Source organism: Flavobacterium gillisiae (assembly GCF_900107635.1).
Classification (GTDB): domain Bacteria; phylum Bacteroidota; class Bacteroidia; order Flavobacteriales; family Flavobacteriaceae; genus Flavobacterium; species Flavobacterium gillisiae.
On record NZ_FNRD01000006.1, the window covers coordinates 1 to 15,293 of the forward strand.

Genomic DNA, 15,293 nt, shown 5'->3' on the forward strand with positions numbered 1-15,293 from the left:
ATAGTAGTGGAAAGCCCACAGTCTCGATGCAACGAAGTGGAATCGAGACGAGGACTTGTAGCGGATAGCCCGACCCATTATAAAAAAAGAGGCTACTCCTTTATATATATAGGTATAGCCTCTTTTTTTATAATGGGGAACGCCCAAATAATATATTAGTCGAAACGGATTGCTTTAACCGGTGAAATTTTGGTTATTATATAAGAAGGAATTAGCAACACCAAAAAACAAACACTTATCGTAAGTCCGTTTAATAATAAAATATATCCCCAATTAAGATATACCGGCGCTTGATCGACATAGTAATTTTCAGGATTCAGTTTGACTATCCCGAAATATTTCTGAAGCAATAGAATCGCTATTCCAATCAAGTTCCCCCAGAATAATCCTCGAACAATTAAATAGGACGCATTGTACAGAAATATTTTACGGATGCTCCAATTGTTAGCCCCTAACGCTTTCAATATTCCAATCATCTGTGTTCGTTCTAGAATAAGCACCAATAAAGCCACCACCATGTTGATTGTAGCCACTAAAATCATGACTATTAATATGACGATGATATTGAAATCAAACAACTGAAGCCACTCGAATATATAATTGTATTTTTCGATGATGGTTTTAGTATCAAGCGTCGATCCCGTTTGCTGATACACTTCTTCACCTACCGATTTTATATTATCAAAATCATCTACAAAAACTTCAAATGCCCCTACCTGATCCGCTTTCCATTTATTAATGCGTTGCATATGTCGTATATCACCTAATACATAAGTAGCGTCGAATTCCTGAAAACCAGAATTAAAGATTCCAACAATTTTAAATCTCCTAATATTCGGTAATTTATTCTGACCTTCTTTCATAAAAAAGGTATTAAACGCATCTCCTACTTTAAGTTTTAACCTATTAGCAAGGAATTGCGATAGTACCACGTCTTCATTTAACTTTTTAGAAAAATCAGGCAGTTTTCCTTCAACAAGATACTCTTTTATATTATCCCACTTGTAATCGCTACCTACCCCTTTGAATACGATTCCTTCAAAAGCATTTTCGGTTCGAATAATGCCGGCTTTACTAGCGATAGCTTGAATATGCTTTATCCCTTCTACAGTATTAAATTTGGGATAAAAATTTTGTTTTTTCGAAATGGGAACTAAGGTGACTTCAGATTGATTGCTATCATAATTAGAAATACTAATATGCCCATTGAAAGCGGAAATTTTTTCTCTGATTTTTTGTTGTAGACCAATTCCTGTCGCCACTGAAACAATCATCATCACCATTCCGATAGCAATGGCTGAAATTGCAATTTTTATAATAGGCGCAGATATACTACTTTTATAATCTTTAGCAGTTATAAGTCTTTTGGCAATAAAGTATTCTAAATTCAATTTGATTAAGTATCTGATTTGGATTCAAAAATACACCTAAAACACGAATAACGCTAATTGCCACTAATTTTATTCTACTCTACTATATGATTTCAATTTTCAAAAATACTCCATTAGCCTTTATTCTAACAGTAATTTTGCTTTCTTGCTCCAGCTCAATCAACAGAACAAAAGAATTACAACAGGACAAACCGAAAGATAGCGTCACAGCCACCTCTATCTACCCCAAAGAAGCAACATTACCAGATAAAGTTATCGAAATACATTCGATTAAAACCGGCGCAGATAATTACGAACTATATCTGCCTCTTTTAAAAGATAAAAAAATAGGTATCGTTACCAATCAATCCGGTATCGTTTTAATAAAAGAATCCCCTGTAAGACTCGCTACTAATAAAAAGCAAATCCATTTAGTTGATTTCTTATTAGACCAAAAAACCAATGTCCAAAAAATATTTGCCCCAGAACATGGCTTTCGTGGCACTGCCGATGCAGGTGAACACGTAGTTGACGGCACGGACACTAAAACCGGACTACCTATTATTTCACTTTACGGCAATAACAAACAACCTAACTCACAACAATTAGCCGGAATTGACATTATGATTTTTGATTTGCAAGACGTGGGAGCTCGATTTTACACTTACATCTCTTCACTACATTATATAATGCAAGCTTGTGCAGAAAACAATATTCAATTAATAATTTTAGACAGACCCAACCCTAACGGTAATATTGTTGACGGTCCAATTCTCGAAAAGGAATATAGCAGTTTCGTAGGAATGCATCCCATTCCTGTTTTACACGGTATGACCATTGGCGAATATGCGCAAATGATTAATGGAGAGCAATGGCTTAAAAACGGGATAAGTTGCAAACTAACTGTAATACCATGTTCGTACAATAACAGAAAAATGAAATACAGTCTCCCTGTAAAACCTTCTCCCAATTTACCAAACGATCAATCGATTAATCTATATGCTAGCTTGTGCTTTTTTGAAGGAACAAATGTTAGTGTAGGAAGAGGAACTGAAAAACAATTTCAAATTTACGGTTCACCTTACTTACCAAAAAGCAATTTTAGCTTTATTCCAAAACCAAATATGGGAGCACAAAATCCAGTTTACAATGGAGTAGTATGTTTTGGTGAAGATTTGTCAACACAAACTGAAGTACGCCAACTAGAATTGAAATGGCTTATCAAAGCGTACGCTACCACAACCGACAAATCAAAATTCTTTAATCCGTTTTTTACAAAACTAGCTGGAACAAGAAAATTGCAACAGCAAATCGAAGCCGGAGAATCAGAATCTGAGATCAGACAGAGTTGGAAAACTGCATTAGACCAATTTAAAAAAATGAGAGAGAAATATTTGATCTATTAGAAATGACATAGCAAATTATCCGCATTAGCTACAGCGGCAATTTTTTCTTCATTTCTTCTACAATATTAAAGGCAGCAGGGCAAATCGCAACATTCTTCAAAGTAAGATCTGTTATTTGCTGAAACTTCTTTCTATCAGTGTGTGGAAATTCTCTACATGCTTTTGGTCGCACATCATAAATCATACAGGCATTTTCATGATCTAGGAAAGTACAAGGCACACTCTGCAACACATAATCTTGATCTTCATCAACGCGAAGGTATTGCGCTATAAACTGCTGTGGTTTTTGCTTAAGGTATTTTGACACTCGTTCAATATCGGCTAATGTAAACAAAGGCCCAGTAGTTTTACAACAATTCGCGCATTTCAAACAATCGGTTTTTTTAAATTCCGCATCATGCAGATCTTGCATCACATAATCTAAATTTTTGGGCGTCTTCTTTTTAAGCTTATCGAAATACTTTTTGTTTTCTATATGCTTATCTTTGGCAAGTTTTCCAAGTTCGTTTAAAGTAGGTTTCAAATTTAGAGTTTAAAAATTCTTTGCAAAACTACACTTTTTGAACGATGAACTATGATTAATGAATGTTGAATTTTGAAATACAAACAATGAAAGACCTTTTTGGCAAAGCCATCCTCGATTATCAAACGAATAATTCCCCTGAGGACTTAATTACAGAAACGACTATATCTGAAGAAGATGAAATGAGTGTTGCTTATTTATTTCGCTCCTACAAAGAGATGCCATCTATGGAGCAAAAAGCCCTACAACTTGCCAAAGGAAAAATCCTGGATGTAGGTTGCGGCGCAGGAAGCCATAGTTTGTACTTACAGAACGAATTGAATTTAGAAGTGACTGCAATAGACATTTCGTCAAATGCAATACAAGCTTGTTCACTTCGAGGAATCAAAGATGCCCGCGTACAGGATGTCATGACATTAGAAAATGAAACATACGACACGATTTTATTACTGATGAATGGCGCAGGAATGTGTGGGAAACTAAAAAATATTCCAAATTTCCTTATAAAATTAAAATCACTATTGAATCCGGGCGGCCAAATTTTATTAGACAGTTCTGATATTATATACATGTTTGATGATGATGAAGACGGAGGAAAATGGATTCCATCTGACAATGAATATTATGGGGAAGTAGTTTTTAACATTGGCTACAAGGGTGAAAAAGAAAAACCTTTCAATTGGATGTATATTGACTACAATACTTTGCAAAATGCAGCTTTCGCCAATGACTTACAAGCTGAATTAATTCTTGAAGGACAACATTATGATTATTTAGCAAAGCTTTCCATATAGAATTAGAATACTAGGAGGACAATATTAGGCTGATAAAAGAGGCTATTCAACTAAATTAATACTAAATGGAAAATTCAGCATTAGAGAAACTACGTTATCCGATTGGAAAGTTTATAGCTCCTGTTCTTTATACCAAAGACTACCTTTCTGAAAAAATATTTGAAATAGAATCCTTTCCTGCAAACCTAAAAGAGGAAACACTTCATTTGATAGATAAGCAGCTCGACACGCCCTATCGTGAAGACGGCTGGACCATTAGACAAGTCATTCATCACTGTACTGACAGTCATATGAATTGTTATATCCGAATAAAATGGGCATTAACAGAAGACAATCCTATAATAAAATCGTATTTAGAAGAACGTTGGTCGGATTTGAATGACAATCTTACAATGCCCATCGCTCCAACAATAGCAACACTAGAGGGCTTACACTTTAGATTAGCATACATTATGAAAGGTTTGACTGAAATCGAATTAAATAAAACCTTTATACATCCAGAGCATAATACCATTGTATCGATAAAAGAACAAATAGGAACGTATGCATGGCACGGAAATCACCACCTAGCACATATCACTGAATTAAAAAAGAAAAGAAACTGGAATTAATTAAATGAAAAAAAGCCAAATAACTATTGTTATTTGGCTTTTTCTATTTATCCTAAATTCCTTAAGGGATATTAAGATATTTGTGAGTTTGTAGCGACACTCTCCATTTCGGGTTATTCATAACATATTCTACTATCAGAGGAGTCATTTCCTCCTTCTTACTCCATTCTGGCTGAAGAAACAAAATCGCATTGTCATTTACTAACTCCGCTTGTTCTTCTGCAAAAATAAAATCATGTTTATTATGAATGATTACTTTTAGCTCGTGGGCATTATCATATACGGTTTCCGTAGGTAATTTATTCTTCTTTGGCGAAAGACAAATCCAATCCCAAGCTCCTGATAAAGGATACGCACCTGACGTTTCAATATGAACCTTTCGTCCATTATCTTTTAACGCTTGTGTTAGTAAAGTCATATCCCACATTAAAGGCTCACCTCCTGTTACTACAACAGTTTCTGCATGTTTTTTTGCATTATCAACAATTTGAGTAATGCTTGACGGCGGATGCAATTCAGCATTCCAACTTTCTTTAACGTCACACCAATGGCAACCTACATCGCAACCTCCGATTCTCACAAAATAAGCGGCAGTTCCCGTGTGAAAACCCTCTCCTTGAATTGTATAAAACTCTTCCATCAAAGGAAGCATTGCGCCTTTATTAACTTCTAATTGTATTTCTTTTGATAACATTATTGTAATTTAAAACGCAAAGATAGGTCATTTGAAAAGGACTTAAATTAATATTATCAAATTGATTGCTCGAAATTATAAACTCGAGGTACTAAAACACAAAAATAAGCAGTGTAACTTTCACACTTAACAACTCACAATCCACCATAAATATAACTAGTCCTGCGCAAGCAACTAAACCACCATCGTAAGAAAAAGTAATTGCAAAAAAAACCGATAGTTTTTCAACTATCGGTTTATATTATAAAAAAATACTATTTATTATTTCTTAAGCATCTCAACTGATTGAAGTGCATATCCATTAGCAGGATCTATAGCAAGTGTTTTATTAAAGAATTCAATAGCCTTAACTTTATCAGTGTTTGCATAACCCGCAGCCATTGTATTGTAAGCCTCAATTAATTTACCCTTCACTGCAGCCTTAGCCATTTCTTCAGGGCCTTTCTTAGTTACAATATCAATATACTGTTGGTAATAGTTAATCATTTGCGCATCGTCTCCAAGCAACGTATTCGTTCTTGCGCGATAAACATAAGCATCTTGAGTTGCTGGTGATGCTTCAATTACATTTCCAAAAGCAATATCTGCTTTTCGTAAAGCAATAGTATCTTTTACTGCACCCGCTTTTGTATTGTCAAAATAAAGTGAGTTACCTAAGTAGAAATTGTCAAGTAAGAAATTTTTAGATTCTTTATTTGAAGTTGAAATCTCAAAAACTGCAGCAGCCTCTTTATATAATTTTTGCTCATAAAGCCCTTTACCTGCCTCGCTTAAATCATTCACAACAGCACTTTCCATAGCAACCGCTTTCTTGATAAGTTCAATTCCTTTATTAAACAATACCGGCTCTGCAGCAGTTACATCTGCACCCATAGTAGCTTTTTTAATATTAGCTAAACCTAGGTATAAATAATCTAGAGAAATCACACTATTCGTAGTATTTGCAGTATAGTCTTGTAACGACTTGATAGCTACATCAACATTATCATTATAGTAAGCAGAATAACCTAAATAACGTAAAATTCTAGGATTGACTTTATCAATCTGTTTCATTTTTTCAGCTTCAATCTCTAAAGCTTTATAGTCGTGCGCAACAATCAAGAAGTCAGCGTGACGCATACGCGAAGCCAAAGAATAATCAGTAAGACTCATGTATTTTTCATAATACGACAATGCTTCTTTCATATATTCATCATTTCTAGAAGGAACATTAAGTGCCCAATAGTAATATGTTTCAGCTAACTCACGATATAGTGGTCCGTAATTAGGGTTAGTAGCAATAACATCATTGAAAGCTTTTACAGCCTCTGTGTATGCTTTAGCACCTTTAAGCAAAACACCTAATTGCATTTTTGCTCTAATCAACGAATTGTCAGCTTGAAAAGCATTACGATACGCAGAATAGGCAGCATTTTGGTTCTTATCACCATAATGTGCATCTCCAAAAGCTAAAAGTACTTGAGGCTCCGCTGCATTTCTCTCATTTGCCAAGTTTAAAGTTTGAATAGCAGCTTTAAAATCAGGTTTATCAGCATTCATGTAAGCACGAGCTATATACACATACTCTCCAAAATCTCTTCTACCCATTTCTTTTCTAGCCAATTCAAATTTAGCTTTTGCCGCAACAACATCACCTTTATTAAGGTCCATTTGCCCTAGCCCAATATAATTAAAATGCTCATCATTTTTAGCAGTTAAACCATTTTGATAAGTTATTTTAGCTGAATCCGATACCTTTTGAGAAAGATATATGTTTCCTAAAAGAAAATACGCTTTCCCTTCAGATGGGTCAGATTTAATTATCGATTTTAAAGTCGATTTAGCATTTTCAAATTGTTCGGCGTCAATTGCTTTTTTAGCTTGATCTATATCCTGAGCGTTCATTACGGATACTGTGGCCAGAAAGGCAACACTTAAAATTTTAAATTTGTTCATTTTAACTTTATTTGATTTATTCTTATTCATTTTCATTTTCTTTATTTGATTTGTTTTTAAATATAACTTTTCTTGGAGGCACCCTTACTGGCAACAGTCCCGCTTTCAAAATTATCCTTTGTCCTATGTCCCCAGCAACAAATGAAGCGAACCCCATCCCTAAACCAAAAGATCCTTGACAATTAATTATATACAAATCACGTGCCAAAGGATACTTTCCTTCAGCTAAATTGTTTTGCGTAGGCGCTACAAACTCCACACTACCCTCACCTTTAACGCTTAATACGTTAATTTTCTCTATAAGACTCTTCATGTCAGGTGATGGCTGATACAACCAGTTTAATCCAACAACACCAATCATACCATCATTTTCCGATACAAATTTCACAACATCATTATTATACTTAAACGAGTACACTCCCTCACTAGGCGTTTCCTTTATTCCTGCTAACTCATTCATATAACGAACCGTACTAGAGTTTGGATTATCAAACACCAAACCTTTAACTCTTGTTTGCGGTTTCCCTTGCATGAAAAGAATAATATCCTTCAAAGCAATCAAAGTATCATTATTGGACTTATTAGAAATAAAAGCAACTGCGTCAGTACCTATCATAGTTGTTTTAGGCTTTATTTTAAGTTGTTCAAAATACTTCGCCTCTTCTTCATTTAATTTCCTGGACAAAATAACAATTCGAGAGGTATCTTTAAGAAATGCTTGCATCAGTTCCTTTTCAGACCTTACCTCCATAAGTATTTTGGCATTATATCCATTTTGAAAAATAGCAATCTCATCTTCCAATACAGGTTTTAGAGTTTCATCAACTAATATAGTGGCTGTACCTTTAAGTATAGTCTCTTTTTCGCCTACTGATTTTTTACAACCAAAAAATAATACTGAAATAAAAAGCACTAATACATAAGGACGTCTTCCGAAATTTTTCATACCCTAATCTTAATTATCATTTATAATTCGCACACCTCTTACAATAGAATACACAATGAGAAGAATTCCAAATGCAATCCTATAACCCATAGCCATATCTAAAGGAAATTCTTTCATAAAGATAATAAATAATCCTAAGACCAAATAAAACATGAAAAACAAAATCGCCAAAACGAGAAGAAATCGCTCTTTGAGCGATTTCTCCTGAATATTTTTAAATATTTTTTTCAACATTAATCCGCTGTTTGAATAGTAATCGGAAGAGAGTATAGTACTCTAACCGGTTTTCCATTTTGAATTCCTGGATTCCATCTCGGGCATTTAGTCAAAACTCTGATAGCTTCTTTTCCAGTTCCATAACCAATATCTCTTAATACTTTGATATCTGTTAATGAACCATCTTTTTCAACTACAAAAGTAACATAAACTTTACCCTTAAGACCTTCTTCTTCTGGCGCACGATAGTTTTTCCCTACATAGCTGTAGAACTTATCCATACCACCTGGAAATTCAGGTTTTACTTCGATACCTGCTGTGTTGTAAATTTGATTGTCTTCTTCAACAATTTTTGTTGGACCTGGACCTACTGGAGCAACAGATAAAACTGCATCTGGATCTCCTTTTATAGTTTCGGCACCAATCTTTTTTTCTTTAATCTCGACAATTTTCGGTGGGTCTTCAGTCACTTCTTCAGCCTTTGCAACTACTGGTTTCACAAACTTAACCACATCCACTTTAGGTGGTGGCGGTGGTGGTGGTGGAACGTTTAATTTAGGCTCTTCTTTCTTAGGCGGCAATTTAATCGCAGTGATCTTTATATCTCTGTCAATCTCTTGCTCATCACCTTTAGGGATTAAGTCTAGAATAAGAGGAGCTGCCACAGCAACACTAAATACTATAGCTCCAAGAATAAGAGCTTTAATAGTAGTTTTTCTGTTTGACTTCCTCAATTCATAAGCTCCGTAAGTTTTATTACGTCCCTCGAATACGATATCAAGCCATTGGTTTTTTAATATATCTAATTTCATTTTTCTTAATTATTAGGTTATTGGGGAATAAGAATGAACTTATTTTCCTTCTAACAATTTTTGTTCTTCAGGAGAAAACTCAGGAACGATAGCGTAATTACCAAAATCTCCTATCCCAACAATTGCCATTTCATCAAGTATATCAATTAAATTTTTGTAATTTGATTTCTTACTTGGTTTGATAATAACAATCAATCCGTTTTTAGGTTTACCTTTAGCTGCAGAATACGCCAAAACTGATTGTTGTCTAGTCAACAATTCTTTACGTATACCATCTTTTCCAAAAGCCAAATCTTTAGGACCTCCAATAGGAGTAGCCAACAAACCAACATAGTAAACCAACTTATTATCAGCACCTAACAAAATTGTCATAGTACGATTTTCGTCAACTTTCATATCCACATTGTCTTTGTTAGGATCTTTATCTGGCAACCCCAAGCTCATCGATTGAGGTTTAGACAACGTCGTGGTAAGCATAAAGAATGTGATTAATAAGAAAGCCAAATCCACCATAGCAGTTAAATCTACTTTTGCGTTTGATTTTTTACTTCTTACTTTACCACCTTTTCCGCCTCCACCGTCGCCGGTATTTAATTCAGCCATTTTAGTGTCTTTTTTTTATTAAAAATCTTTTCCTCTTAAACCAGTAACTAAACTAAAGCTATTGATTTTTTGCTCTTGTAAAATATCCATTACTTTTTTAATAGCTGGATATTCTTCTTTTGCATCACCTTTAATAGCGACCTGCAATTCTTTATCGTTTACCTCTATATTCGCAATACGCGCATTATAGATCCACTCCTTCAATTGATTATCTAATGAATCTGTAGGAATACCAGGCTGCCCCGCTTTACTTCTATCAGCTGCTTTCATTTCAATAATTTGTTGAAGATTAAGAATTGGCACACCAAAATCATCCATCCTTGAGAATGTACTTTTGTCAGCGTCAGTGAAAGTAACACCGTACTTCTCTGCCATCAACTCTAACGTTCTCACTCGAACTTCTTTTCCTTTTAAATCAAAGAATACTTTTCCTTTACCTACAGTTAATGTAGCTAAATCAGTTTCAGGCAATTTAGTCTGAACCGTTGAAGATGGAGTATCCACTGGCAAAGCTTCAGGTATTTTGGCTGTCGAAGTCATTACAAAGAAGGTAAGCAAAAGGAATGCAACGTCACACATTGCAGTCATATCCGTAGACCCCGGATTTTTTTTAATTATTATTTTAGCCATTCTTTTTGTTTTTTAATTGATATAAATATCAACATATTATTGCTTCAAACTTCCTCTGAATCTTCTGTAAGTATTTACAATTGAAACAGCAGCCTCATCAATTGAATAAGTTAAATCATCAATTTTAGAAGTAAAGAAATTGTAAGAGATAATTGCTACCGCTGAAGTTCCAATACCAGTTGCAGTATTAATAAGTGCTTCAGAAATACCTGCTGCAAGAGCCGCTTGATCAGGAGTACCTGCTGCTGCTAACGCACCAAACGCTTTAATCATACCTGATACAGTTCCTAATAATCCAATAAGAGTTCCTAAAGAAACTAAAGACGAAATAATCGTCATGTTCTTTTGCAACATTGGCATTTCAAGAGATGTAGCTTCTTCGATTTCTTTGTGAATAGTCTCTGACGCTTCTTCACTATTAAATCCTTCTTTTTTCACTGCTTGGTATTTTACTAGCGCAGATTTAATTGCATTTGCAACAGAACCTTGTTGTTTATCACAAGCTGCAATAGCTTCATCAATTTCACCTTGTTTGATACTAGCTTGTACCTTAGTCATAAAAGTATCTAGTTTAGTTTTACCAGCTGCCTTAGATATAACAACATATCTTTCGATAGAAAAAACAAGAACCATCAATAACATTCCTAATAATACTGGCACAACCGCACCTCCATGATAAACTTGCCCCAAAGTATTCAATGGGTGTCCAGTTTCGATATTCCCTCCTTCAAAATTCGAAGGATTACCCATGATAAATTTCCAGATCAATACACCAACACCAATACATGCAAGAATAATCATTCCTGAAACCATTCCACCACCGTTTGAAGTGCTTTCTTTTTTAACGTTTGCCATTTTTTTTAATTTTAATAGTTTTAAATAATTTATTTTAGTTGTAATAAACTTGTAGTCCCGCAAATTTATATGTTTAGTTCAAATAAAAAAACTTTTTTTAATTTTATTCGAATTTAATTTATTCAAAAAAAAACTAATATTTTTCAATATATGAATTTTAATCAATATCATTAAACAAATTTAATGTTTTTTGATATATAAACTATCTTTTTGTGAAAAATTAAGCTAATATAATAACAAACAGAATTTAATACATTAAAATAAGTTTTTCCACTATTAGCAACAAAAGAGCAATAAAACTGCAGTAAAATCCAAAATTACCTCATTTCAAAAAATAATAATATCTTGCAAGTAAATCCAACACAATCAATGTTATGAACAGAAAAGAAGATTTCATAAAGCATATCACCGCGGGATACACTTCCAAAGGGGAAAGTATTATTCTAGGAGGAGCCATACTCGATGGTGAGGCCATAGCAGACGCCTATGTAAAAATCCCATTAAAAACACTTAACAGACATGGTTTAATTGCCGGCGCCACCGGAACTGGAAAAACCAAAACTATTCAAGTTTTATCAGAACAGCTATCATCATTTGGAATTCCAGTATTAATGATGGACATAAAAGGAGATTTTAGCGGTATCGCCAAAGAAGGCGAGGAAAAATCATTTATTACCGAAAGACATGCCAAAATCAACTTACCATATAGTATAGCTAAATTTCCAGTTGAGTTATTAACGCTATCCGAACAAAACGGAGTACGCCTGCGCGCCACTGTTTCCGAGTTTGGACCGGTATTATTTTCGCGGATTTTAGACTTGAACGATACTCAAGCTGGTGTCATGTCAGTAATATTTAAATATTGTGATGATAACAAAATGCCTTTATTAGACCTTAAAGACATTAAAAAAGTAATCAATTTCATAACAGAAGAAGGAAAAGATGAAATAACGAAAAACTACGGAAGAATTTCCACTTCGACGACGGGAATCATTCTTAGAAAAATAATCGAATTAGAACAACAGGGAGCAGAACTGTTTTTTGGAGAGATGTCCTTTGACATCGATGATTTAATGCGAATAGATGAAAATGGAAAAGGATATATTAACATAATCCGACTAACGGATATTCAAGACAAACCAAAATTATTTTCTACTTTCATGTTGAGCCTCCTTGCAGAGATATACCAGCAAATGCCAGAGAAAGGTGATTCAGAACAACCTGAATTAGTGATTTTTATTGACGAAGCACATTTAATATTTAACGAAGCCAGTAAAGCATTACTGGATCAAATAGAGATGATTGTAAAGCTGATTCGCTCAAAAGGAATTGGAATTTACTTTGTAACCCAAAATCCAATGGATGTTCCAAGTGGTGTTCTGGCACAATTAGGTCTGAAAATACAACACGCATTGAGAGCTTTTACTGCTAAAGACAGACAGTCTATAAAATTGACAGCAGACAATTATCCTACATCTGATTATTACAACACAAGCGAAGTATTAACCAGTTTAGGAATTGGTGAAGCATTGGTTACGGCTTTAAGCGAAAAAGGAATTCCAACTCCCCTTGTGGCTACTATGATGCGCGCTCCAATGAGCCGAATGGATGTTTTATCTGAAAGTGAAATTCAAAACATCAATAACAACTCTAGATTAGTCAAGAAATATAGCGAGCTTATTGATCGTGAGAGTGCTTATGAAATGCTAAATAAGAAAATCACCGTCATCGAAAACGCGACTGCTGCGGAAGCTCAAAAAGAAGCGGATGAAAAAGCAGAACAAAAGGCAACAAAAACCAGAGCCACTAAATCAAGTAACACAACCAGTGCTGTAAGCAAGTCGGTTATTAAAGTACTTACTAGCGCTACCTTTATTAGAGGAGTGTTTGGTGTACTGACAAAAATATTCAAAAAATAAAACTATTTAAAACCTCTCTTAACTAATAGGAGAGGTTCCTTAATTTTCAGGATCATGAAAAAATACTTCATACAAGACACACCTTTTATAGTTCCGACAACTGACGGAAAGCTAATCGAAGAACACCACGGACTTGCAACAACAAACAATCCCGAAATATCAATTGCTCATATGATCGCACCTCCTAAATGGAGTGAACCATTTCAAACTCCAGAGTTTGAAGAGTACACGTACATCATAAAAGGTAAAAAACAGTTTATTATTGACGAGGAAATTATTGTTCTTGAAGCAGGACAATCCATAAAAATAGAGAAAAATACACGAGTTCAATACTCTAATCCATTTGACGAACCATGTGAGTATATCGCGATATGCAAGCCTGCATTTGATTTCACCAAAGTGCATCGAGAATAATAAATATATCAAAGACCTTTTATGTTATTAATAATATTAACTTCAAACTCTTAAAGAATTTTAATTAATTGAATACAACATTATGATAACATTTATTACTGCCATAGTTTTATTAGTATTAGGATATGTTTTTTACGGTAAATTTGTCGAAAGCATATTTAAGCCGGATGCTAACAGAGCTACCCCTGCCTATACTCACGCGGATGGAGTAGATTTCGTTCCCATGGACAGCAATAAAAACTCCTTGATTCAGGTTTTAAATATCGCAGGAGTAGGACCAATTTTCGGTCCAATATTAGGAGCCCTATATGGGCCAGTAGCTTTTCTTTGGATAGTAGTTGGTGCCATTTTTGCGGGCGCAGTTCACGATTATTTAACGGGAATGATCTCCATGAGATATGGTGGCGCTCATTTGCCTGCACTAGCTTCATTATTTTTAGGTAAATATTTTAGTCACGTCGTTAATTTCTTCACCGTCCTTCTACTTCTTTTAGTAGGAACTGTTTTTATTTCTGCACCGGCAAGTATGATAGATGACCTTATAGGTAAAGATTTAAATATGTTCACCCTAATTGTAATAGCTATTTTTGCATATTATATCATCGCTACAATATTACCTATCGATAAAATTATTGGAAAAATATACCCTGTCCTTGGTCTTCTACTATTATTGAGTGCCGTAGGTGTTGCAATAGGAATGTTTATGTATGGCAATCCAATTCCGGAATTAACACTGACCAACATGCATCCTAAAGACATTCCGTATTACCCTGTAATATTTTTAACGATATCTTGTGGTGCTTTATCTGGATTTCACGCAACCCAATCTCCAATAATTGCTAGAACCATTAGAAATGAGAAAGACGGGCGAAAAATATTTTACGGAATGATGATCGTTGAAGGAGTTATTGCAATGGTTTGGGCCGCAGCCGCTATGAGTCTTATGAGTGGTGAAGGTCTTAGTGCTTTACTAGCAAATGAAGGACTTCCTGGAGTAGTACATAAAATCGCAACAGTATTTTTAGGAACAATTGGCGGAACAATTGCTATTTTAGGTGTAATTGTTTTACCAATAACATCTGGAGACACTTCCTTTAGAGCAGCGAGAATGATTATTGCAGATTACCTAAAAATTGATCAGAAGGCTCTTAAAAACCGCTTTATGATTGCAATACCACTTTTTGTTATTGCATTTGTTCTAACTAAAATAGATTTTCAACTTCTATGGAGATATTTTTCCTGGGCAAATCAAAGTATCGCGGCAATTGCCCTATGGATTGGAACCGTTTATTTATACCAAAGGAAAACCCTTTATATTATTGCGTTAGTACCTGCGTTTTTCATAACATCTGTTCTCGGGTCTTTCCTTTTTTATGATCCTACCATCGGTTTTGGATTGGACATAGTAACCTCAGATATTATTGGAATTGTGATTGCTGTTTTAATAACGATTTTGTTCTTTGTTGTAATGAAGAATAATAAGGAATTACCTAAATCCGAATAATTGGAGAAGCTAATGACTAGCACCACGGTATGATTAAAATTATCAATCCCGAACAGGAATT

16 protein-coding genes are annotated in these 15,293 nt (G+C 34.6%); 6 read left to right on the forward strand and 10 right to left on the reverse strand.

The window, feature by feature from the left end; genetic code table 11:
* Positions 1-155 precede the first annotated feature (155 nt).
* Positions 156-1,391 (reverse strand): ABC transporter permease, encoded by a 1,236-nt coding sequence (locus tag BLV35_RS09390; RefSeq protein WP_091088590.1) that lies wholly within the window; start codon positions 1,389-1,391, stop codon positions 156-158.
* An 86-nt stretch (positions 1,392-1,477) separates the two neighbouring features.
* Between BLV35_RS09390 and BLV35_RS09395 the strand changes: the two genes are divergently transcribed.
* Positions 1,478-2,776: an exo-beta-N-acetylmuramidase NamZ family protein gene (locus tag BLV35_RS09395; protein ID WP_091088592.1), complete on the forward strand. Its 1,299-nt coding sequence runs from the start codon at positions 1,478-1,480 to the stop codon at positions 2,774-2,776.
* 28 nt (positions 2,777-2,804) lie between these two features.
* Here the strand turns inward: BLV35_RS09395 and BLV35_RS09400 are convergent, their stop codons facing one another.
* Entirely contained in the window at positions 2,805-3,299 is a 495-nt protein-coding gene (locus BLV35_RS09400; RefSeq protein WP_074721079.1) for a YkgJ family cysteine cluster protein, read from the reverse strand.
* An 86-nt stretch (positions 3,300-3,385) separates the two neighbouring features.
* Between BLV35_RS09400 and BLV35_RS09405 the strand changes: the two genes are divergently transcribed.
* Together BLV35_RS09405 and BLV35_RS09410 are read left to right on the forward strand one after the other, a co-directional pair.
* Complete coding sequence (locus BLV35_RS09405; protein WP_091089270.1) at positions 3,386-4,093, forward strand: class I SAM-dependent methyltransferase; 708 nt, start codon at positions 3,386-3,388, stop codon at positions 4,091-4,093.
* 65 nt (positions 4,094-4,158) lie between these two features.
* Positions 4,159-4,704 (forward strand): YfiT family bacillithiol transferase, encoded by a 546-nt coding sequence (locus tag BLV35_RS09410; protein WP_091088595.1) that lies wholly within the window; start codon positions 4,159-4,161, stop codon positions 4,702-4,704.
* A gap of 61 nt (positions 4,705-4,765) precedes the next feature.
* Here BLV35_RS09410 and BLV35_RS09415 read toward each other — a convergent pair whose 3' ends face one another.
* The 8 genes from BLV35_RS09415 to BLV35_RS09450 all read right to left on the reverse strand — a co-directional run bounded on the left by BLV35_RS09415 (position 4,766) and on the right by BLV35_RS09450 (position 11,395).
* A complete protein-coding gene (locus tag BLV35_RS09415) occupies positions 4,766-5,398 on the reverse strand; it encodes a 7-carboxy-7-deazaguanine synthase QueE (protein WP_091088599.1) in 633 nt (210 codons plus the stop codon).
* A 261-nt stretch (positions 5,399-5,659) separates the two neighbouring features.
* On the reverse strand, positions 5,660-7,333 hold the full coding sequence (locus tag BLV35_RS09420; RefSeq protein ID WP_143031851.1) for a tetratricopeptide repeat protein: 1,674 nt from the start codon (positions 7,331-7,333) through the stop codon (positions 5,660-5,662).
* Between the two features lie 22 nt (positions 7,334-7,355).
* Entirely contained in the window at positions 7,356-8,279 is a 924-nt protein-coding gene (locus tag BLV35_RS09425) for a PstS family phosphate ABC transporter substrate-binding protein (protein WP_091088607.1), read from the reverse strand.
* A gap of 9 nt (positions 8,280-8,288) precedes the next feature.
* On the reverse strand, positions 8,289-8,513 hold the full coding sequence (locus BLV35_RS09430) for a hypothetical protein (RefSeq protein ID WP_091088610.1): 225 nt from the start codon (positions 8,511-8,513) through the stop codon (positions 8,289-8,291).
* A complete protein-coding gene (locus tag BLV35_RS09435) occupies positions 8,513-9,307 on the reverse strand; it encodes an energy transducer TonB (protein ID WP_091088614.1) in 795 nt (264 codons plus the stop codon). The genes BLV35_RS09430 and BLV35_RS09435 overlap by 1 nt, the downstream gene beginning before the upstream one ends.
* Positions 9,308-9,346: 39 nt before the next feature.
* Positions 9,347-9,910, reverse strand: coding sequence for an ExbD/TolR family protein (locus BLV35_RS09440; protein ID WP_091088618.1), 564 nt, complete (start codon positions 9,908-9,910; stop codon positions 9,347-9,349).
* Positions 9,911-9,928: 18 nt separating this feature from the next.
* Positions 9,929-10,540 carry an ExbD/TolR family protein gene (locus BLV35_RS09445; protein ID WP_091088623.1) on the reverse strand — a complete coding sequence of 204 codons (612 nt, stop codon included), beginning with the start codon at positions 10,538-10,540 and terminating at the stop codon, positions 9,929-9,931.
* Positions 10,541-10,576: 36 nt separating this feature from the next.
* Positions 10,577-11,395: a MotA/TolQ/ExbB proton channel family protein gene (locus tag BLV35_RS09450; RefSeq protein WP_091088627.1), complete on the reverse strand. Its 819-nt coding sequence runs from the start codon at positions 11,393-11,395 to the stop codon at positions 10,577-10,579.
* 374 nt (positions 11,396-11,769) lie between these two features.
* Between BLV35_RS09450 and BLV35_RS09455 the strand changes: the two genes are divergently transcribed.
* The 3 genes from BLV35_RS09455 to BLV35_RS09465 all read left to right on the forward strand — a co-directional run bounded on the left by BLV35_RS09455 (position 11,770) and on the right by BLV35_RS09465 (position 15,232).
* Positions 11,770-13,314 carry a helicase HerA-like domain-containing protein gene (locus tag BLV35_RS09455; protein WP_091088631.1) on the forward strand — a complete coding sequence of 515 codons (1,545 nt, stop codon included), beginning with the start codon at positions 11,770-11,772 and terminating at the stop codon, positions 13,312-13,314.
* A 54-nt stretch (positions 13,315-13,368) separates the two neighbouring features.
* Positions 13,369-13,728, forward strand: a complete 360-nt coding sequence (locus BLV35_RS09460; protein ID WP_091088635.1) for a cupin domain-containing protein — start codon at positions 13,369-13,371, stop codon at positions 13,726-13,728.
* Between the two features lie 82 nt (positions 13,729-13,810).
* Positions 13,811-15,232 carry a carbon starvation CstA family protein gene (locus BLV35_RS09465; RefSeq protein WP_091088639.1) on the forward strand — a complete coding sequence of 474 codons (1,422 nt, stop codon included), beginning with the start codon at positions 13,811-13,813 and terminating at the stop codon, positions 15,230-15,232.
* Positions 15,233-15,293 lie beyond the last annotated feature (61 nt).

Coding starts and splice junctions, on each gene's coding strand:
- BLV35_RS09465 (WP_091088639.1), top strand. CDS start 13,811: ATGATAACATTTATTACTGCCATAGTTTTATTAGTATTAGGATATGTT.
- BLV35_RS09425 (WP_091088607.1), bottom strand. CDS start 8,279: ATGAAAAATTTCGGAAGACGTCCTTATGTATTAGTGCTTTTTATTTCA.
- BLV35_RS09460 (WP_091088635.1), top strand. CDS start 13,369: ATGAAAAAATACTTCATACAAGACACACCTTTTATAGTTCCGACAACT.
- BLV35_RS09405 (WP_091089270.1), top strand. CDS start 3,386: ATGAAAGACCTTTTTGGCAAAGCCATCCTCGATTATCAAACGAATAAT.
- BLV35_RS09430 (WP_091088610.1), bottom strand. CDS start 8,513: ATGTTGAAAAAAATATTTAAAAATATTCAGGAGAAATCGCTCAAAGAG.
- BLV35_RS09410 (WP_091088595.1), top strand. CDS start 4,159: ATGGAAAATTCAGCATTAGAGAAACTACGTTATCCGATTGGAAAGTTT.
- BLV35_RS09420 (WP_143031851.1), bottom strand. CDS start 7,333: ATGAACAAATTTAAAATTTTAAGTGTTGCCTTTCTGGCCACAGTATCC.
- BLV35_RS09445 (WP_091088623.1), bottom strand. CDS start 10,540: ATGGCTAAAATAATAATTAAAAAAAATCCGGGGTCTACGGATATGACT.
- BLV35_RS09455 (WP_091088631.1), top strand. CDS start 11,770: ATGAACAGAAAAGAAGATTTCATAAAGCATATCACCGCGGGATACACT.
- BLV35_RS09450 (WP_091088627.1), bottom strand. CDS start 11,395: ATGGCAAACGTTAAAAAAGAAAGCACTTCAAACGGTGGTGGAATGGTT.
- BLV35_RS09440 (WP_091088618.1), bottom strand. CDS start 9,910: ATGGCTGAATTAAATACCGGCGACGGTGGAGGCGGAAAAGGTGGTAAA.
- BLV35_RS09395 (WP_091088592.1), top strand. CDS start 1,478: ATGATTTCAATTTTCAAAAATACTCCATTAGCCTTTATTCTAACAGTA.
- BLV35_RS09435 (WP_091088614.1), bottom strand. CDS start 9,307: ATGAAATTAGATATATTAAAAAACCAATGGCTTGATATCGTATTCGAG.
- BLV35_RS09415 (WP_091088599.1), bottom strand. CDS start 5,398: ATGTTATCAAAAGAAATACAATTAGAAGTTAATAAAGGCGCAATGCTT.